Here is a 17,619-nt window from a genome sequence, read left to right on the forward strand (position 1 = left end):
TCAGCAATAATGAGGTTATCTCACGGGCTCACGCTGTGCCGGCTGTCGAGACCTCGGGGTAAACACATACGGGAAATAGAACGACGAACATCATCGTTTGCGAATAGTTTCAGCAATGTCGCGTTAGAGACAGCTCAAAACTGGCTCGAAGCCTTCGCCGTCTACCACAATTCACGCCAAACTTAACGCGACCGATCGTTGGCGGGTTCCTCCGAAACAGTAGTCGATCATTGATAAATGGTTGATACTGGACCGGCGATGAACGCCTCCCCGCTGCCCCTTTGAGTCCCGCCTCGCACCACCGGAAGACGGTCCTGCTCGCTCACTTCGTTCGCTGCGCGGGCTGCGACTTCCGTGCTCCCGCTCGCGTTGCTCGCGGGGCCGCAACCGCACCTCAGGCCTCCCCAGCCTCGCGGCTCACGACTCGCGGCTCCGCCGCTCGCGTTCGCCGCGTCCAGCGAAAATCGAAGATTCTCTGGCAGCCGGCGCTACGCGCCTCTGGCAGTCGGGCTTCGCCCGACGTTCTCGCACGCGCTCCTCACGTCCTGCGGGCGTTCGGAGGCGCGCGCCACCGCCATCAGTTTATAACTAGTGGGTCGCCGTCGGCGGTCACTCTCGGCTCTCACCTTCAGTGGCCGCACCGTCGCACTCGCCCGGCTCGTCCACTGCGTGGTGCGGGCCGACGGGGCCGTGCGTCGGGCAGACTCCGGCGATGGGGGTGGCGTTGAGACAGCAGGCGCGCTGCCGGCTCGCGATAACTCCCCGAGAAAGGGGCTCACCGCAGCGTCGGCAGTACGACTCCTCGCCGTCGACCATCCCTCAGCGCTCGCGGATCCGCATCGGGACCGGGTGGTTCGGGTGCATCGTCAGCGAGCCGCGCAGCGAGAGGTCCGGGCCCTCGTACTCCAGGTCGTACTGCGAGCAGACCTTCGCGAGGATCAGCTTGGCCTCCAGCAGCGAGAACGCCTTCCCGATGCAGTGGCGCGGGCCGCCGCCGAACGGGAAGTACGCGAACCGGGGGCGCTGGCTCCGGCGCTGGGGCTCCCACCGGCTCGGGTCGAACGTCTCGGGGTCGTCGTACCAGCGCGGCGAGCGGTGGACCACCCACTGCGAGAGCATGAGCGCGGAGCCCTCCGGGATCCGGTACCCGCCGACCTTCACGTCGATCTTCGGCTCCCGGAATACGGTGTAAACCGGGGGATACAGCCGCATCGACTCGTTCAGGACGCGCTCGGTGAAATCCATGTCGCGGGCGTCGGCGGCGGTGGGGGGACCGTCCGCCGTCGCCGCCGCGGCCTCCTCCGCCACGCGCTCCCGCGCTTCGGGGTGGTTCGAGAGCAGGTAGAAGGTGTACGTCAACGCGAGCGCGGTCGTGTCGTGGCCCGCGAGCAGCATCGTCACCAGCTCGTCGCGGAGGTTCTCGTCGGTCTGCTCGCCGCGCTCACGGGCGCGCAACAGGACCGAGAGGAGGTCCATCGGCAGGTCGCCGTCGCCGTCTCCGGCGGGGCCGCGCACGGCGACGCCCTCGGGGCCGGCCGGGTCCACGCTCGGGTCGCGCTCGGTCCCCTGCCGGCGCTCGACGATCCCGTCGATCACGGACTCGAGGGTGTCGATGGCGGCGTCGAACTCGCGGTTCTCGCGGGTCGGCACCCAGCTCGGGATCAGGAAGCGGCGCGGGTCGGGCTCGAACCGGGCGCCGAGCGGCTCCAGTTTCTCTTGGACCGTCTTCACCTCCTCGTCGGTGATGTCGGCGCCGAACATCGCTGAGACGATGATCTTGACGGTGAGGCGGGCGACCTCCAGCTGGATGTCGACGACGTCGCCGTCGCTCCAGTCCCCGAGCTGCGACTCGGTGTGGTCGACCATCGTCCCCGCGAGCGCCCCGATCCGTCGGTTGTGGAACGAGGGGTTCGCCAGCTTCCGCTGGCGCTGCCACGTCTCGCCCTCGCTCATGAGGAGGCCGTCCCCGAGCAGGGTGTCCATGGCGTCGTCACCGAACTGCGGCTTCCGGTAGCGCTCGGCGTCGGCGACGAGGACGCGCTCGACGTCGGCGGGGTTCGTCAGGAGGAAGGTCTCGCGCGGGCCGAGGTCGAACCGAACGACGTCGCCGTAGCTGTCGGCGCAGGCGCGCATGAACGAGAACGGGTCGTCGGCGTACTGGCGACCGTTGCCGAAGACGGGGTCGCCGATGGGTCCCGGCGGCGTGACTGACATACGAGAAATAGGGTCTCGTCGAGCTTAAACGTTCGGCGCCGGGGAGAACGACCGAGGCGTGCGGCGGTCGGTTTTCCCTCTGACTCCTCCGCCTCTGCTCCGCCTCCGCCCTGCCTCCGGCCCGCCTCTGCTCCGCCTCCGCCCTGCCTCCGGCCCGCCTCTGCTCCGCCTCCGCCCTGCCTCCGGCCCGCCTCTGCTCCGCCTCCGCCCTGCCTCCGGCCCGCCTCTCCTCTGCCTCCGGCCCGCCTCTGCCCCGCCTCCGCCCCGCCTACTGTCGGGTGTCCAGCCGCTCGACGCGCGCGATCAGTTCGTCGACGGCGACCTCCTGCTCGTCGGTCGCCTCGACGATGCGGTCGGTCGCGTCCTCGGTGCGGTCGGAGCGTTCCCGGACCGCCTCCAGCGACGACGTGAGCTCCTCGACCGTCGCGGCTTGGTCGTCCGTCGTCCGGGCGACCTCGGCGACGCCCGCGGCCGCCTCGTCGACCGCGTCGGCGATCTCCTCGAGGGAGTCGAGCACCGTCTCGATCTCGGTGCCGGCGTCCTCGATGCGGTCGTGCGAGCGCTCGACGGCGGCGCTCGTCTCGTCCGACTGCGCCTGGAGCTCCGCGAGGCTCTCCGTGATGTCCTCGGTGTAGCCGCGGGTCTCGTCCGCGAGCTTCTTCACCTCCTCGGCGACGACCGCGAAGCCGTCGCCGCCCTCGCCGGCCCGGGCGGCCTCGATGTTGGCGTTGAGCGCGAGCAGGTTGGTCTGCTCGGCGACGTCCGAAATCACTTCGATCACCTCCTCGATGTCGTCCATGCGCTCCGAGAGCGCCCCGACGCTCTCGACCAGCTCGTCGCCGATCTCGACGACGTCCTCGGTCGCCTCGCGGGCGTCCTCGCTGGCGTCGAGCCCCTCGTCGGCGGCCTCGCTGGCCGCGACCGCGGCGGAGTCGACCTGGTCCGCGGTGGCGGCGACCTCTTCCATGCCGGCGGAGAACGATTGCATCTCGGAGACGCTCTCCTCTAACAGCTCGTTCTGCTCGTCGACGTTCTCGGCGATGTCGGCGGCGGCCCCGCTGGCGTCCCGGACCGTGTTGTCGATCTGACGCGCCTGCTCGTGGACGCTCTCGGAGAGGTTCTCCAGGTTCTCGGCCATTCCGTTGACGACGTCGATGACATCCAGCAGCTCCTCGTCGAGGGTCTCGCACTCCTCCCGACAGACCGCGCGGGCACCGAGGTTCCCCTCGCCGATCTCCTCGGCCGTGGTCCGGATCTCCGAGACCAGCTCCGTCGTCGCGTCGCGCTCCTTGACGTTCTCCGTGCGGTCGATGACGATCTCGGTGACACCGACGAGCTCGTCGCCGTCGTACAGCGGGGTCGCCGTGAACTCGATGTGTTTCTCGTCGCCGTGGCGGTCCACCATCGTGCTGGTGTCGCGGTAGCGGTCCTCTGTCGGACCGCAGCGCTCGACCCCGTACACCTCGTCCGCGCTCTTCGGCGCGTCGAGGACCTTGTCGGCGAGCGTGTCGGCCCGCCGGCCGTCCGGGTAGAACAGCTCCGAGACGTGAGCGTGGCCGACGGCGTCCTCGCGCTCGGCCCCGGTGAGCGAGGCGATGGACTCGTTCCACTCGGCGACGTTGCCGTCGGCGTCGAGGATGAACGTCGGGACGCTCGTCGCGTCGAACACCTGCTGGAAGCCCGCCCTCGCCAGCGTCTCGGCGCGCTCGACGCCGTCCTCCTCGGCGATCGCGAACTCCTCGCCGTCGGCTCCGTTCGTCCGGGTTCCCCCCGCGCTCACTCCGTCGTTACCGGTCGGACCGTCGACGACGACCCCGCCGTCGGGCACCGACCGCGAGTTCCGATCCCGGCCCAGCACGCGCTGGATCAACTCTCGAACTCCGGTCATATCTGTGTCGTTTTTTCCTAACTATTCTCATAAGCGGTTCCCTCCATTATTCACACGTGATAATTTCGGTCCGGCTCGCTCTCTCCCTCCCCCGCCCGCAGCGTTCAAACGCGTCCGGCGGCTACCGTGGACCGATGGACGCCGACGCCGTGCGCGAGCGGGCCGCCGCCCTCCCGACCGAGCCCGGCGTCTACCAGTTCCGAGCGGGAGAGACCACGCTGTACGTCGGTAAGGCGGTCGACCTCCGAGATCGGGTCCGGTCGTACGCGGACCCGCGCTCGGGGCGGATCCGGGGGATGGTCGCGCGCGCCGACCGGATCGAGTTCGCGGTCACCGACACGGAGACGCAGGCCCTCCTCTTGGAGGCGAACCTTATCAAGCGGCTCCAGCCCCGGTTCAACGTCCGGCTCAAAGACGACAAGTCGTACCCGCTGATCGCCCTGACCGACCACCCGGTCCCCCGGATCGAGGTGACCCGCGACCCGGAGGAGGGCGCGGTCGCGTACGGCCCGTTCACGGACAAGGGCCGGGTCGAGACCGTGGTGAAGGCGATCCGCGACGAGTACCTGCTCCGCGGCTGCTCGGACCACAAGTACGCGAACCGCGACCGCCCCTGTCTCGACTACGAGATGGGGATCTGCTCGGCCCCCTGTACCGGCGAGATCGACCCCGAGAGCTACGCCGAGGACGTCGCCGCCGTCCACCGATTCCTGGAGGGCGAGACGGGTGCCCTCGCCGACCCGCTGCGCCGGCGGATGGAGGCCGCCGCCGAGAGCGCGGAGTTCGAGCGCGCCGCGAACCTCCGGGACCGCCTCGAGGCGGTCGAGGCGTTCCACGGCGAGGGGGGTGAGGCGGTCAGCGACCGATCGGACGACCGCGCCGTCGACGTGCTCGCGGCCGCCGTCGAGGGCGACGTCGCCCGCGTCGCCCGGCTCCACAGCGAGCGCGGCCAGCTGGTCGACCGGAGCCGCCACCGACTCGATGCGGCGGCGGTGGGGGACGGGTCGACCGACGACGGAGGCGGCCCCGACGCCAACACCCCGGCCGCGGTGCTGTCGGCGTTCCTCACGCAGTACTACGCCGAGCGCGAATTCCCGGATGCGGTCCTCTTGGCGGAGCGCCCCGCGGACCCGGACGTGGTCGACTGGCTGGAGGCCGAGGGCGTCGCGGTCCGGGTCCCCGGCGCGGGCCGTGAGGCGAAGCTCGTCGAGCTCGCTCTCAAAAACGCCCGCAAACGCGGGGGTCGCGACGATTCGGTGGGCGCCCTCGGCGAGCGGCTCGGGGTCGGCCGCCCCGACCGGATCGAGGGGTTCGACGTGAGCCACGCGCAGGGGACCGCGGTCGTCGGCTCCGACGTCTGCTTCGTCGACGGGAGCGCGGAGACGGCCGACTACCGCCGGAAGAAGCTCACCGACCGCAACGACGATTACGCCAACATGCGCGAGCTGGTCCGATGGCGCGCCGAGCGCGCGGTCGAGGGCCGCGACGACCGCCCCGACCCCGACCTCCTCCTGATCGACGGGGGCGAGGGCCAGCTCGGCGCCGCCCGCGACGCCCTCGCGGAGACCGGCTGGGACGTCCCCGTCGCCGCGCTCGCGAAGGCCGAGGAGCTGGTCATCACTCCGACCGGCACCCGCCGGTGGGACGACGACGCCCCCGAGCTCCACCTGCTCCAGCGCGTGCGCGACGAGGCGCACCGCTTCGCCGTCTCCTACCACCAGACCGTCCGGGACGAGGTGAAAACGGTCCTCGACGACGTGCCCGGCGTCGGCCCCGAGACCCGCCGCCGACTCCTCCGCCGCTTCGGCTCGGTCGAAAACGTCCGGGAGGCCTCTCCCGAAGACCTCACCGACGTCGACGGAATCGGCGACAGGACCGCCGAGACCCTCGGCGAGCGCTTATAACTGAACGGCCGGGAATTCGGCGGCGTCTCCCGCGTCATCAACGATTTATAAGCCGTCTCGTGCAACTCCCCACCGTCATGCGAGCGTTCTTCGCCCTCGACCTCCCGGACGCCCTCACGCCCGCTATCGCGGACGCACAGGCCGCGTTCGAGGGCGCCGAGGGACTCCGGTTCGTCGACCCCGAGCAGACGCACGTGACGCTGACGTTTCTCGGCCAAATCGGCGAGAGCGACGACGACGACACCACTCCCGCCCTCGACGACGTGGTCGCGGCCGGCGAGCGTGCGGTCGCGGACGCCGACGTCGACCCCTTCGAGTGCGCCGTCGAGGGGTTCGGCGTCTTCCCGGGCCTCGACTACGTCTCGGTCGTCTGGGCCGGGGTCGGCGCGGGGAGCGCGGAGCTGACCGCGCTCCACGAGGCGCTTGAGACCGAAACGACCGCGCTCGGCGTCGACCCGGAGGCGCACGACTTCGCCCCGCACGTCACGCTCGCCCGGATGAACGACGCCCGCGGGAAAGAGCTGGTCCGAGAGATGGTCCGCAAGCGCGACCCCGAAATCGGTCGGTTCGAGGCCGATGCGGTCCGGCTCGTCAACTCGACGCTGACCGCCGACGGACCGGTCTACGAAACCGCCGCGTCGTTCGACCTCTGACGAGTCCCGGTCCCGACACCCCCTCACTCCTCGTCATGCGGACTCCTCGCCATGCGGACTCCTCGCCACGCGGGTACGTGCGGCCGGATGTAGACGGGAGCACCGCCCCGGGGCGGGCGCGTTCGCCGAGCGGGCTCGACGCGTCTCGACCACCGCTCCGACCGCGATTCGGGTAGACATGAACGAGGTGTTTCCACCCGAAATAGGGGGGACGAAAAAGCACGATCGCGGATCGTATCGGACGGCAAAACGGAGCGATGAGGAAAGCGTTAACCTCGCGCCGCAGGTGGGTACCCACATGAAGGTACTCGTGACCGACCCCATCGCGGACGCGGGGTTGGACCGACTCCGAGACGCCGGCCACGAGGTCGAAACGGACTACGAGGTCGAAGGGGAGGCCCTCCTCGACGCCGTGAGCGACGCCAACGCGCTCATCGTTCGCTCCGGCACCGACGTGAACGAGGACGTCTTCGAGGCCGCCTCCGAGCTCGTCATCGTCGGCCGGGCGGGAATCGGCGTCGACAACATCGACATCGAGGCCGCCACGGACCACGGGGTCATCGTCGCCAACGCGCCCGAGGGCAACGTCCGGGCCGCCGCCGAGCACACGGTCGCGATGACGTTCGCCGTCGCGCGCTCGATCCCGCAGGCGCACGGCCGCCTCCGCGGCGGCGAGTGGGCCAAAGGCGAGTATCTCGGCACCGAGCTGAACAACAAGACGCTCACCATCGTCGGCCTCGGCCGGGTGGGCCAGCAGGTCGCAAAGCGGCTCGACTCGCTCGGGATGGACCTGGTCGTCTACGACCCGTACATCTCTCAGGACCGCGCCGACCGGCTCGGCGCCGAGCTGGTCGACGACCTCGACGAGGCGCTCGGACGCGGCGACTTCGCGACGATCCACACTCCCCTCCTCCCCGAGACCGAGGGGATGATCGGCGAAGAGGAGCTGGCCCAACTGGAGGGCGGCTACCTCATCAACTGCGCCCGCGGCGGCATCGTCGACGAGGACGCGCTCGCGGAGGCCGTCGACGACGGCGTCCTCACGGGCGCCGCGCTCGACTCCTTCGCCGAGGAGCCGCTCGCCGAGGACTCGCCCCTGCTCGACGTCGAGGGGGTCGTCGTGACCCCCCACCTCGGCGCCTCGACGGAGGCCGCACAGGAGAACGTCGCGGTCGACACCGCGGCGGCCGTGATGGCGGCGTTCAACGACGAGCCCGTCCTGACGGCGCTCAACGCCCCCTCCGTCGACGAGACGGCGTTCCCCCGGATCAAGCCGTACATCGCCGTCGCCGAAACCGCCGGGAAGGTCGCCGCGCAGCTGCTCGACGGTCGCATCACCGAAGTGGAGGCGACCTACGAGGGCGACATCGCCGAGGAGGACGTCGACCTCGTCACCGCGAGCGCCCTGAAGGGCGTCTTCGAGCCGCTCGAGTGGCAGGTGAACTCGGTGAACGCGCCCCGGCTCGCCGAGGAGCGCGGCATCGAGGTGACCGAGTCGAAGACCCGACAGACCGACGACTTCCAGAGCCTGGTTCGCGTCACCGTCCGGAACGGCGACGACGAGATCGCGGTCGAGGGCACCCTGTTCGCCGGCGAGGACGCCCGGATCGTCCGGATCGACGGCTTCCGCGTCGACGCGGTCCCGTACGGCCACATGCTGGTCGCGCGCAACACCGACGAGCCGGGCGTCATCGGGCTCATCGGCACCGTCCTCGGCGACCACGACGTCAACATCGCCGGGATGTACAACGCCCGCGAGACGCAGGGCGGCGAAGCGCTCACCGTCTACAACCTCGATCAGGACGTCCCCGACGCCGCGATCGAGGCCCTGCTCGGCGACGACCGGATCATCGAGGTCACCGAGATTACGCTGGACGACGCCGACGAGCGGCCGGCGGAGTAGGCGGCAGTCAGCCGCGTCCTCACTCGAGACGGCCGCCAACCGCCCGATCGCCGCAGCCTGTCGTTCGCTCGCCGAATCGTTGAACCGCTTTCACGACCCGATCGCGGCCTCCCGAAGCGACTTGCCGTCCTCCGTCGACAACGATCCGAACCCCTCGCGCCAATCGCCTTCGCTCTCGTCGATCAGCCGATCGATGACGTCAGTGAAGCTCTCGTTGTCCCGCTTTCGCGCGCGAAGGCGCTCATACACCCCCTCCCGAACGCCGATCGTCTTGGTGGGCATCGCGTGTTTGTGTCTGTGTTTGTGTGTGTGAAATGTAGCGGGGAAGCCGCGCACGGACAGTTCGATCAGCCGTGCAGGTGGTCGAGCACCGCCTCCACGTCGTTCGGGACCGGTTCGGGGTCGCCGCCGGCCTCGTAAGCGGCCTCGGGGTCCTTCAACAGGTGGCCCGTCGTCAGGCAGACGACCCGCTCGTCGTCGTCGACGACGCCGGAGCGCCGGAGCTTCTTCAACCCGGCGACGCTCGCCGCGGAGGCGGGCTCGACGCCGACGCCCTCGGCGGCGAGGTGACGCTGCGCCGCGGTGATCTCGTTGTCGCTGACGGCGACGGCGGTGCCGTCGGTGTTGCGGATCCCGGGGATCGCCTTCGGCGCGTTGACCGGGTTGCCGATGCGGATCGCGGTCGCGCGCGTCTCGACGTCCTCCCACCGGCGGATCTCGTCGTTCCCCTCCTCGACCGCCTCGACCATCGGCGCGGCGCCCTCGGCCTGAACCCCGGTCAGCTTGGGGACCTGTTCGACGTCGAGCGCGCCCGCCTGGACGAGCTCGCGGAATCCCTTATAAAGCGCCGAGGTGTTGCCCGCGTTGCCGACCGGGAGCACGATCCGGTCCGGGAAGGTCCCGTAGTCGGCGTAGAACTCCTCTAAGATCTCGAAGCCGATCGTCTTCTGTCCCTCCAGGCGGAACGGGTTCAGGGAGTTGAGCAGGTACGCCTCGCCGCGCGCGGCGAGCTCTTGGACGATGTCGAGGCAGGCGTCGAAGTTGCCGTCGACCTCCAGGATCCGGGCGCCGTGGAGGCTCGCCTGCGCGACCTTCCCGGCGGCGACCTTCCCTGCGGGGAGGAGCACTAGCGTCTGCATGTCGCCGCGCCCGCCGTAGGCGGCGAGCGCGGCCGAGGTGTTCCCGGTGGACGCGCACGCGAGCGCGCCGACGCCCAGCTCCTTGGCGACCCGGACGCCGACCGTCATCCCCCGGTCCTTGAACGAGCCGGTCGGGTTCATCCCCTCGTGTTTGATCCGGAGCGCGTCGACGCCGACTGCCTCCTCGATCCGCGGGACGCGGTGGAGCGGCGTGTCGCCCTCAGGAAGCGTGACGCCGAGGTCGAAGGGGAGCGCCTCGCGGTAGCGCCAGACGCCGCGGTCGGGGCCGTCGGCGGAGGCGCCGGACCCGAACTCGTCGAACGTCGGCGGGTCGGCGTACCGGACTTCGAGCAGCCCGTCGCACTCGTCGCAGGTGTACCGGACGTCCTCGAAGGGGGCGAACGTCTCGTCGCACTCGATGCAGGCGAGCCACGTCCCGTCGTCGGCGCAGTCGGGCGCCGCCGGGGCCGGGGCGTCGATGGCGAGATTCATTACGTCTCTGTCCGTGCCGCCGCGGCTTAAGACGGGCGGTCCGAACGGACGTTGCCGTGCGTGCGCTTCGAGGCGAACCGGTTCGGCGTGCGGGCCCCCCGGACCGAGGCGAGCCGACCGCCCTCAGTCGATGATGATCTCTGAGCTGTCCTCGGAGTCGTCGGGGCCGGAGCCGAGCCGGTCCTGATAGCGCTCGATCCAGTCGGCGAAACAGTCGGGACAGAGCCGCTGGGTGTCGATGTTCGCCCCGTCGACGCTCAGTCGGACGGTCCGCGAGAGCGCGTCCGTCGTCGGCTCGCCGCAGCCGTCGCAGGGCCCGGTCGTCGGCGCGTCGCTCATACCGATCGGTCGCGGGGACGGCTCTTAAAAGTACGTCGGCTGAGCGAACCCGGGCCGCCCGCGGCGCCTCGCGGCCTCAGACCGTTCGGAACGCGCGGTCTCCCGCGTCGCCAAGCCCGGGGACGATGAACCCGTCGTCGTCGAGCCGGTCGTCGATGGCGACCGTCAGCAGGTCTGCCTCGGGCACCTGATCGCTCACGCGGACGAGCCCGTCGGGGGCTGAGACCGCCGAGAGGACGAACAGGTCCTCGAAGTCGCCGGCCTCCTCGAGGACGTGGCCGAGCACTGCGCACATCGTCGACCCGGTCGCGAGCATCGGGTCCGCGAGGATGACGGTGTCGTCGGGACCGATCTCGGGCAGCTTCACGTAGTCGATGGTGATCGGGAACTCCCCGTCGTCGGTCATCCCGGCCGCCTCGTCGCGGCCGGCGGAGATGACGCCCTGCTTCGCCCGCGGGAACGCCTTCAGGAGCCCCTCAACGAACGGGGTCGCGGCTCGGAGGACGTTGATGATGACCACGTCGTCGAGCCCCTTCACGCGCTCGCCGGTCGTCTCCTGGAGGGGCGTCGTCACCGGGACGTACTCCGTCTCCATCGCCCCGTCGATGATCTCGTAGCCGCAGATCCGACCGAGCTTCACGAGCCCCTTCCGGAAGGCGACCTGCTCGGTCTCGACGTCCCGGAGCCGCGAGAGGGTGTCCTTCGCCAGCGCGTGCGTGATGAGGTGCGCGTCGTCGCGGTCTTCGATCGTCATTGTCGGGAGAGGGGCCGCGCTCGGCTTAAAACGTGGCGAACGTCCGCCGTCGCGCCGTTCGGCGCCCCCTTCGTTCCGGCGCCGTTCGGCGCCCCATTCGTTCCGGCGCCGTTCGGCGCCCCATTCGTTCCGGCGCCGTTCGGCGCCCCATTCGTTCCGGCGCCGTTCGGCGCCCCATTCGTTCCGGCGCCGTTCGGCGCCCCCTTCGCCTCGGACTCACCGCAACACCACGAGGTACGTCGCGGCGAAGATGATCAGCGCGAGCGTCGCGACGTTCGGCGCGGTGAACCCGGCGATCCCGATCCGGTCGAGCCCCCAGACGACGGTCAACGCGAACACCCCCGACAGGAGCCCGTTCATCAGGAGGATCAGCCGCGGGTCGCCCTCTGATTCCTCTATCCCCTCGCGGATCCCTTTCTGCTCCTCGCTCATGGGGAATATCCGGGGAGACCGGCACTTAGCTCTTTGTCCGTGGGGCCCGTACAGCTTCCATGGATATCGAGGTGCGCGTTCGCAACCGACACGGCGACCGGGTGGACCCCGTCCCGTTCCTCGTCACCGCCGGGCTCGCGTTCGCGTTCGCGCTCTCGTTCGGGCCGCTATACGGCCTCGCGTACGGCCTCACGCTCCCGACGTCGCTGGCCGCCTCGACGCTGACGTTCGCGGTCGCGGCCGCGATCGCCTACCACCGGCTCGTCCGCTGTGCCCCCCCGCTCGACGCCGGTCCGCTCCCGCCCGGCCCGCGAGTCGAGCGGCTGCTGTACGCCGGTGCGGCGTTCGGCGTCCTCATCGTGGCGCTCACCGTCCCGCTGCTGTGAGTCCCCGCCCGAGCTTCCCCCATCGCCCGCGGCTGTGCGCCGCGTTCACACAGCACCGGGAGAATAAGATGCCCGAACTCGTATGGTTGTTTATGGGAATTCTCGACACGGTGACGGACATAATGGGGGAATCGACCCAGCGCGCTCCGGACACCGCCGGCGACGACGGCTCCAAGGGCTCGTACTGGTGCGACGACTGCGGCGTGCGGGTCCGGGACGTCGAGGTCGACGCCGAGGGGCTCGACCGCGACGCCGACGGGACGCCCGCGTGCCCCGACTGCGGCGAGTCGATGCGGTTCGAGCGCGCGAGCGGGAGCGGCTGCGCCTGCTGAGACCGGCGCCGCCCACGCTCCGGCGGTCCCATCCTCTGTTTTAAGCCTCGCGGAGCGCCAGCTCCGCGCCCTGCTCGGTCGGGAAGGGGGTCTCCCCGCCGACCGCGCCCTCCTCGAAGCCCGCCCATTCCTCGTCGGTGACGAGCGCGTCGTCCAGGCGCTCGCGGATCGCCGTCTCGTCGATCCCCGTGCCGATGACGACGTACTCGGTCAGGCGGTCGCCGTGCTCGTCGTCCCAGTCGAGCTCCGGTCGGTTCGAGCGCAGCATGTCGCGCTCGACCGACGGCAGGCTCGCGATCCACGGCCCCAGCGCCGTGACCCGGACGGACGCGCCGGCCTGCCCGACCTGTTGACGCTGGTCCGTGCCTGCGACCCACAGCGTTCCCTTCGAACGGACGACCTCGGGAGGGAGGTCGCGCAGGACGGCAGCGCTCCGCTCCGGGTGGAACGGCCGCCGCCGGCGGTAGGTGAAGGAGCTGACCCCGTACACCTCGTCCGGGTGGCGGTGGTCGTGGTCACCGTGGTCGCTCTGGTCGTCCCCGCCATTCTCTCCGTCGTCGTGGCCGTGACCGCCGTGATCGTCCGCCAGCGCCCGCTTCCATCCGGGCAGGTCGCCGAGCTCGCTCGCGTCGAACAGCCCGACGTCGAGGATCCGGTCGGGGTCGACCGCGGAAAACTCCGCGACGACCGTCTCCGCGTCGGGTTGCAGGGCGCCCACGAGCTCGATCGCCTCGTCCATCTCCGCGTCGGTACAGAGGTCGGCCTTGTTACACACCACCAGGTTCGACACCTCGACCTGCTCGACGAGGAGGTCGGAGAGCGGGCGGGCCTCCTCGTCGTCGTCCGCGGCGACGCGGCGCTCAGGGGTCCCCTCGCCACCGAAGGCGTCGAGGAACCGCCGCGTGTCGATCACGGTCACCAGCGCGTCGACACGGTAGCGGGCCGCCGCGCGCGACTCGGTGGTGAACAGCCGCGCGACCGGCGCGGGCTCGGAGATGCCCGACGACTCGACGACCAGGTTATCGAAGGATCGCTCGTTCGCGAGCCGCACTACGACGGTCTCCAAGTCGTCTTGGAGCTCGCAGCAGATACAGCCGTTCGACAGCTCCGTGACGCCCTCGACGTCGACTTCCGACTCCTCGGCGATCAGCTCGGCGTCGACGTTGACGTCGCCCATGTCGTTGACCAGCACCGCGACGTCGCGCTCCCCGGCGTTTCGGAGGAGGTGGTTCAACAGCGTCGTCTTCCCGGCCCCGAGGCTCCCCGAGAGCACGGTCACCGGAATCCGATCGTCGTCCATGCGGGTCGGTCGGCGTGTGGCCTCTTCAACGTCGCGGCGGCGGAACCGACCTCCCTCCTCGCGCACATCGCCCGTCTCGAGCGCGCTCGTCGCCTGTGTCGGCGGTCGCTCCCTCTCCGCGTTCGTCGGAAGCCGACACGTTGATACGTCGCGCCCGCGCACCGCCGACCATGTTCCAGTACGTGTCGGCGGTGGGAATCGTGGCGATCGTGATGACCTCCCTGATGGTCGTCGCGATGCTGTACCTCGTCTGGGACGCGCTCGACGGGGACGCACACGCGCCGACCCCCGACCAGAGCGAACAGCCGGAGCTCGACGACGGCGAAGAGGCGACCGACTCGGACGAGCCGCAGGCCGAGCTGACCGCCGACGGCAACTCGGCCTGATCGCGCCTCAGTCCGGCCGATCGCCCGACCGCTTCCGATCCTCCGACCGCTAACCGCTCCCGACCGCCCGGCGCCCGACCGCGACAGCTTTTAACATACCCCGACCGTCACGACCGATAATGACAGTCGCAGACCGGATCGAGCGGTTCCGAGCCACCTTCGAGGAGTGGCTCCGCGGCCTGTACCACGGGATGGTCACTCACGCGGCCTACGAGAAGATCGAAAAAGAGGCCGAGGACACGGAAGACGAGTTCATGCTCGCGTGTTTCCCCGACGCCTTCGGTATCCCCTCGCCGGTCTCGTACTACACCGCCGAGCTGCTCCCGTACCTCGAAGACGAGTTCGAAGCGTGGGAGCGGCGGCTGTGGGACCGCGAGAGCCTCATGGAACGGAAGGGCCAGCAGTACCACTTCTGATGGAGCAGTTCGTCTTCTTCGGCGGGAAAGGTGGCGTCGGCAAAACCACCGTTTCGTGCGCGTACGCGCACCGCTGTGCGAACGCCGGGCTGCGGACGCTCGTCGTCTCGACCGACCCGGCCCACTCGGTGTCCGACGTGTTCGGTCAGCAGTTCGGCGATGACCCGGAGTCGGTCGACGGGCTCGACGGGCTCGACGCGATGGAGATCGACCCCGAAGACGAGATGCAGCGACACCTCCAGGAGATCCGCGAGGGGCTCTCCGAACAGGTGTCGACGGCGATGGTCTCGGAGATCAACCGGCAGCTGGAGATGTCGCACGGCACGCCGGGGGCGTACGAGTCCGCGCTCTTCGACGCGTTCGTGGGCGTGATGCGCGAGGAAAGCGAGCCGTACGACCGCGTCGTCTTCGACACCGCCCCGACCGGGTCGACCCTGCGGCTGCTCGGGCTCCCGGACTTCCTCGGCGACTGGATCGACCGACTGCTGTACAAGCGCAAGCAGTCGATCGACCTGTTCGAAAAGGCCGCGATCGGCGACGCGGAGCCGCGACGGCTGATGGACGGCGACCCGGTCCTAGAGCGGCTCCAGCGCCGCAAGGAGTTCTTCGAGTTCGCCGGCGACACGATGCGAAACGACGCCGCCTTCTACCTCGTCTTGAACCCCGACCAGCTGTCGGTCAACGAAACGGCCCGGGCGGTCGAGGGCTTCACCGAGCGCGACCTCCGCGTCCGCGGGCTCGTGGCGAACAAGCTCACCCCGTCGCCCGAGGCGCACGAGGAGGGGCGGGGGGCCAGCTACCTCCGAGACAAGGTTGCGACCGAGCGCGAGCGGCTCGATCAGGTCCGCGAGGAGTTCGACCCGCCGCTGGTCGCCGAGATCGAGTCGCGGACCAGCGAGGTCCGCGGCGACGTGCTCTCGGAGGTCGCCGCAGCGCTTGACGTTGAGACCGGAGAGCCGGTGAGCGCGCGCCAGTAAGAATCAAGAGAAAAATAGAGAAATAAATACCCAATCAGGTGAAACGAACCTGTTCGGGGCGCCCCTTTTCGTGCTTTCTTCGTTTGAATCGGGTAACTATCACGGTTGAAGATAATACTTAATACGCTGTTTCCAAACCGGCAATACGAGGCAGGGGAACTTATGACAAGTGTAATTTGGATCACAGTTGCAGTGTTGAGTACATTCACAATCGGATACATGGGGTACTCGCGGTACCTTTCGCAGTTCGTCGAACTCGACGCCGAGACCGAGACCCCGGCGCACAAATATGAGGACGGACAAGAGTATGTTCCGTCGAAGAAACCGGTGCTACTCGGGCACCACTTCTCGAGTATCGCTGGCGGTGCGCCGATCGTCGGCCCGATCACGGCCGGTGCCGTGTGGGGCTGGGTTCCCGCGCTGCTGTGGATCGCAGTCGGTAACCCGCTGATGGGGTCGGTCCACGACTTCGTCGCGCTGTCGAGTTCGCTGCGGCACGAGGGGAAGTCGATCGGCTACATCATCGGTCAGTACGTGGGCGAGCGCGGCAAGGACATGCTGCTGTGGTTCGCGTTCCTCACGATCATCCTCGTCGTGGCGGTGTTCGCCCTCGTGGTGGCCATCGTCTTCGACGCGTTCCCGCAGGTGACGACCGCGAGCTCCGTGTACATCGCGCTCGCGCTGGTGTTCGGCGTCTACCTGTACCAGCTGAACGGCCCGTTCATCCCGGGGACGGTCCTGTTCGTCGCCGCCGTCTTCGGTGGCGTCTGGCTCGGTATCGAGTTCCCGTTCGCGCTGTTCCCGGCGGTCGGTGACGCTTCGTACCCGGCCGGGACGCTCGTTCTCGCCGACGCGTTCGGGCTCGGGAGCGGTCAGTGGATCCCGGGCTCCTCGGCCGTCGCGATGAACCCGAACCGGGCGGCGTGGGTTCCGATCATCATGCTGTACGCCGGGATCGCGAGCGCGCTCCCGGTGTGGACGCTCCTTCAGCCGCGTGACTACCTCTCGTCGTTCCTCCTGTACACGGGCGTCGGGGGCGCGCTGCTGGCGATCATCGTCGGCACGGTGTTCGGCACGTCCGCGGAGCCGCTCGTCATCGCCGACTCGATGGGTGCGTTTAACGGCTTCTGGGGCGTCGAGGGGGCCGGCCTCGCACCGCTGTTCCCGCTGTTGTTCATCACCATCGCCTGCGGGACGATCAGCGGGTTCCACTCGCTGGTCTCCTCTGGCACGACGGCCAAACAGCTCGACAAGGAGACCGACGCCCGGCTGATCGGCTACGGCGGGATGCTCGGCGAGGGGCTACTCGCCTCGGTCGCGCTGTCGACGCTCGCGGTCGCCGGGTTCGCCGACCCCGCCGGGGGTATCGGCGCCGCGCTGCCGAACTTCGCGACCGGCGGCGGCATCATCCTCACCAGCCTCGGCCTGCCCCAGTCGTTCGGGGCGCCGTTCATGGCGCTGGTGCTCGTGAGCTTCCTGCTCACGTCGACCGACACCGCCGTCCGCCTCGGCCGCTACATGATGGAGGAGATCGTCGGGGTCCCGACCGGAGACACGGCCTCCGGCTTCGAGAACCTTAGCAACGGTCCGCGCGCGGCGCTCGCGAGCCTCGCTCGCGGCCGCTACACCAACCCGCTTGTTCAGGCGATCCCGGCGTATCTGATGGTCATCTCCGGCGAGTGGCTGACGCTGTGGGCGCTGTTCGGCGGCGCTAACCAGCTGCTCGCAGCGCTCGCGCTGCTGACCGCCACCGTCTGGCTGGCCAACTGGGACGACTCGAAACAGCTCGTCTCGACCGGGGTCCCGATGGCGATCATGACGACGATCACCGTCTTAGGGCTCTCCTGGCTGGCGTTCTACAGCAACCTGTACCAGAACCTCATCCAGGGAGGGGCCGAGGGCTTCAGCTCCATCGCGTCGGCGGTCGTCCAGATGGTGCTGGCGTTGGTCCTCATCTACCTCGCCCTCTCGCTGGTACGGATCGGCTACAAGAACATCCAGTCGGCCCGCGGCGGGACCTCCGGCGCAGCCGTCGAACCGAGCGACGACTGAGCCGTCCCTCCGCGGATTCGGGGTGCCGTTTCCTTTTATCAAACGCTCGTCA

At 69.3% G+C, this 17,619-nt stretch carries 18 protein-coding genes and 1 pseudogene; 10 read left to right on the plus strand and 9 right to left on the minus strand.

Annotation, left to right across the window (positions count from 1 at the left end; translation table 11 throughout):
- Nucleotides 1-72 precede the first annotated feature (72 nt).
- A pseudogene (locus tag N5096_RS11320) lies at nt 73-186 on the plus strand (IS6 family transposase); the annotation flags it as partial.
- A gap of 423 nt (nt 187-609) precedes the next feature.
- Here N5096_RS11320 and N5096_RS11325 read toward each other — a convergent pair.
- The 3 genes from N5096_RS11325 to N5096_RS11335 form a co-directional block, all read right to left on the minus strand.
- The gene (locus N5096_RS11325) at nt 610-816 is read right to left on the minus strand and encodes a hypothetical protein (protein ID WP_267664801.1); all 207 of its coding nucleotides are present in this window, start codon (nt 814-816) and stop codon (nt 610-612) included.
- A gap of 3 nt (nt 817-819) precedes the next feature.
- On the minus strand, nt 820-2,214 hold the full coding sequence (locus N5096_RS11330; protein WP_267664802.1) for a cytochrome P450: 1,395 nt from the start codon (nt 2,212-2,214) through the stop codon (nt 820-822).
- Nucleotides 2,215-2,482: 268 nt separating this feature from the next.
- Nucleotides 2,483-4,102, minus strand: coding sequence for a methyl-accepting chemotaxis protein (locus tag N5096_RS11335; RefSeq protein ID WP_267664803.1), 1,620 nt, complete (start codon nt 4,100-4,102; stop codon nt 2,483-2,485).
- Between the two features lie 134 nt (nt 4,103-4,236).
- Between N5096_RS11335 and N5096_RS11340 the strand changes: the two genes are divergently transcribed.
- From N5096_RS11340 to serA, 3 genes are all read left to right on the plus strand, one after another.
- The gene (locus N5096_RS11340) at nt 4,237-6,006 is read left to right on the plus strand and encodes an excinuclease ABC subunit C (protein ID WP_267664806.1); all 1,770 of its coding nucleotides are present in this window, start codon (nt 4,237-4,239) and stop codon (nt 6,004-6,006) included.
- Between the two features lie 77 nt (nt 6,007-6,083).
- Nucleotides 6,084-6,659 (plus strand): RNA 2',3'-cyclic phosphodiesterase, encoded by a 576-nt coding sequence (gene thpR, locus N5096_RS11345; RefSeq protein ID WP_267664807.1) that lies wholly within the window; start codon nt 6,084-6,086, stop codon nt 6,657-6,659.
- A gap of 298 nt (nt 6,660-6,957) precedes the next feature.
- Nucleotides 6,958-8,562, plus strand: coding sequence for a phosphoglycerate dehydrogenase (gene serA / locus N5096_RS11350; RefSeq protein ID WP_267664809.1), 1,605 nt, complete (start codon nt 6,958-6,960; stop codon nt 8,560-8,562).
- Between the two features lie 90 nt (nt 8,563-8,652).
- Here the strand turns inward: serA and N5096_RS11355 are convergent, their stop codons facing one another.
- From N5096_RS11355 to N5096_RS11375, 5 genes are all read right to left on the minus strand, one after another.
- Entirely contained in the window at nt 8,653-8,844 is a 192-nt protein-coding gene (locus N5096_RS11355; protein ID WP_267664810.1) for an antitoxin VapB family protein, read from the minus strand.
- A gap of 65 nt (nt 8,845-8,909) precedes the next feature.
- A complete protein-coding gene (thrC, locus tag N5096_RS11360; protein WP_267664812.1) occupies nt 8,910-10,193 on the minus strand; it encodes a threonine synthase in 1,284 nt (427 codons plus the stop codon).
- 123 nt (nt 10,194-10,316) lie between these two features.
- A complete protein-coding gene (locus N5096_RS11365; RefSeq protein WP_267664815.1) occupies nt 10,317-10,532 on the minus strand; it encodes a DUF7569 family protein in 216 nt (71 codons plus the stop codon).
- A gap of 76 nt (nt 10,533-10,608) precedes the next feature.
- Nucleotides 10,609-11,286 carry a uracil phosphoribosyltransferase gene (upp, locus tag N5096_RS11370; protein ID WP_267664817.1) on the minus strand — a complete coding sequence of 226 codons (678 nt, stop codon included), beginning with the start codon at nt 11,284-11,286 and terminating at the stop codon, nt 10,609-10,611.
- Between the two features lie 216 nt (nt 11,287-11,502).
- Nucleotides 11,503-11,718, minus strand: coding sequence for a DUF8107 family protein (locus N5096_RS11375; protein ID WP_267664818.1), 216 nt, complete (start codon nt 11,716-11,718; stop codon nt 11,503-11,505).
- 59 nt (nt 11,719-11,777) lie between these two features.
- Here N5096_RS11375 and N5096_RS11380 point away from each other — a divergent pair, with 59 nt between their 5' ends.
- Together N5096_RS11380 and N5096_RS11385 are read left to right on the plus strand one after the other, a co-directional pair.
- Nucleotides 11,778-12,104: a hypothetical protein gene (locus tag N5096_RS11380; RefSeq protein ID WP_267664820.1), complete on the plus strand. Its 327-nt coding sequence runs from the start codon at nt 11,778-11,780 to the stop codon at nt 12,102-12,104.
- Nucleotides 12,105-12,196: 92 nt separating this feature from the next.
- Nucleotides 12,197-12,436: a hypothetical protein gene (locus tag N5096_RS11385; RefSeq protein ID WP_267664822.1), complete on the plus strand. Its 240-nt coding sequence runs from the start codon at nt 12,197-12,199 to the stop codon at nt 12,434-12,436.
- A gap of 40 nt (nt 12,437-12,476) precedes the next feature.
- Here the strand turns inward: N5096_RS11385 and N5096_RS11390 are convergent, their stop codons facing one another.
- A complete protein-coding gene (locus N5096_RS11390) occupies nt 12,477-13,736 on the minus strand; it encodes a CobW family GTP-binding protein (protein WP_267664824.1) in 1,260 nt (419 codons plus the stop codon).
- A gap of 170 nt (nt 13,737-13,906) precedes the next feature.
- On the opposite strand from N5096_RS11390, the gene N5096_RS11395 reads away from it, so the two are divergent.
- From N5096_RS11395 to N5096_RS11410, 4 genes are all read left to right on the plus strand, one after another.
- Complete coding sequence (locus tag N5096_RS11395; RefSeq protein WP_267664826.1) at nt 13,907-14,122, plus strand: hypothetical protein; 216 nt, start codon at nt 13,907-13,909, stop codon at nt 14,120-14,122.
- Nucleotides 14,123-14,241: 119 nt separating this feature from the next.
- The gene (locus N5096_RS11400) at nt 14,242-14,538 is read left to right on the plus strand and encodes a DUF7990 family protein (protein WP_267664829.1); all 297 of its coding nucleotides are present in this window, start codon (nt 14,242-14,244) and stop codon (nt 14,536-14,538) included.
- Nucleotides 14,538-15,515, plus strand: a complete 978-nt coding sequence (locus tag N5096_RS11405; RefSeq protein ID WP_267664830.1) for an ArsA family ATPase — start codon at nt 14,538-14,540, stop codon at nt 15,513-15,515. Before N5096_RS11400 ends, N5096_RS11405 begins: the two co-directional genes overlap by 1 nt.
- Nucleotides 15,516-15,677: 162 nt before the next feature.
- Complete coding sequence (locus tag N5096_RS11410; RefSeq protein ID WP_267664831.1) at nt 15,678-17,567, plus strand: carbon starvation CstA family protein; 1,890 nt, start codon at nt 15,678-15,680, stop codon at nt 17,565-17,567.
- Nucleotides 17,568-17,619 lie beyond the last annotated feature (52 nt).

Origin of the sequence: Halorubrum yunnanense, from assembly GCF_026586675.1 — an archaeon.
Classification (GTDB): domain Archaea; phylum Halobacteriota; class Halobacteria; order Halobacteriales; family Haloferacaceae; genus Halorubrum; species Halorubrum yunnanense.

What these genes read in the sequence shown, in the direction of transcription:
- N5096_RS11365 (WP_267664815.1), bottom strand. Translation starts at nt 10,532, where the DNA reads ATGAGCGACGCGCCGACGACCGGGCCCTGCGACGGCTGCGGCGAGCCG.
- thrC (WP_267664812.1), bottom strand. Translation starts at nt 10,193, where the DNA reads ATGAATCTCGCCATCGACGCCCCGGCCCCGGCGGCGCCCGACTGCGCC.
- N5096_RS11390 (WP_267664824.1), bottom strand. Translation starts at nt 13,736, where the DNA reads ATGGACGACGATCGGATTCCGGTGACCGTGCTCTCGGGGAGCCTCGGG.
- N5096_RS11375 (WP_267664818.1), bottom strand. Translation starts at nt 11,718, where the DNA reads ATGAGCGAGGAGCAGAAAGGGATCCGCGAGGGGATAGAGGAATCAGAG.
- N5096_RS11325 (WP_267664801.1), bottom strand. Translation starts at nt 816, where the DNA reads ATGGTCGACGGCGAGGAGTCGTACTGCCGACGCTGCGGTGAGCCCCTT.
- N5096_RS11385 (WP_267664822.1), top strand. Translation starts at nt 12,197, where the DNA reads ATGGGAATTCTCGACACGGTGACGGACATAATGGGGGAATCGACCCAG.
- N5096_RS11335 (WP_267664803.1), bottom strand. Translation starts at nt 4,102, where the DNA reads ATGACCGGAGTTCGAGAGTTGATCCAGCGCGTGCTGGGCCGGGATCGG.
- N5096_RS11395 (WP_267664826.1), top strand. Translation starts at nt 13,907, where the DNA reads ATGTTCCAGTACGTGTCGGCGGTGGGAATCGTGGCGATCGTGATGACC.
- N5096_RS11340 (WP_267664806.1), top strand. Translation starts at nt 4,237, where the DNA reads ATGGACGCCGACGCCGTGCGCGAGCGGGCCGCCGCCCTCCCGACCGAG.
- serA (WP_267664809.1), top strand. Translation starts at nt 6,958, where the DNA reads ATGAAGGTACTCGTGACCGACCCCATCGCGGACGCGGGGTTGGACCGA.
- N5096_RS11330 (WP_267664802.1), bottom strand. Translation starts at nt 2,214, where the DNA reads ATGTCAGTCACGCCGCCGGGACCCATCGGCGACCCCGTCTTCGGCAAC.
- N5096_RS11410 (WP_267664831.1), top strand. Translation starts at nt 15,678, where the DNA reads ATGACAAGTGTAATTTGGATCACAGTTGCAGTGTTGAGTACATTCACA.
- N5096_RS11400 (WP_267664829.1), top strand. Translation starts at nt 14,242, where the DNA reads ATGACAGTCGCAGACCGGATCGAGCGGTTCCGAGCCACCTTCGAGGAG.
- N5096_RS11405 (WP_267664830.1), top strand. Translation starts at nt 14,538, where the DNA reads ATGGAGCAGTTCGTCTTCTTCGGCGGGAAAGGTGGCGTCGGCAAAACC.
- N5096_RS11380 (WP_267664820.1), top strand. Translation starts at nt 11,778, where the DNA reads ATGGATATCGAGGTGCGCGTTCGCAACCGACACGGCGACCGGGTGGAC.
- upp (WP_267664817.1), bottom strand. Translation starts at nt 11,286, where the DNA reads ATGACGATCGAAGACCGCGACGACGCGCACCTCATCACGCACGCGCTG.
- N5096_RS11355 (WP_267664810.1), bottom strand. Translation starts at nt 8,844, where the DNA reads ATGCCCACCAAGACGATCGGCGTTCGGGAGGGGGTGTATGAGCGCCTT.
- thpR (WP_267664807.1), top strand. Translation starts at nt 6,084, where the DNA reads ATGCGAGCGTTCTTCGCCCTCGACCTCCCGGACGCCCTCACGCCCGCT.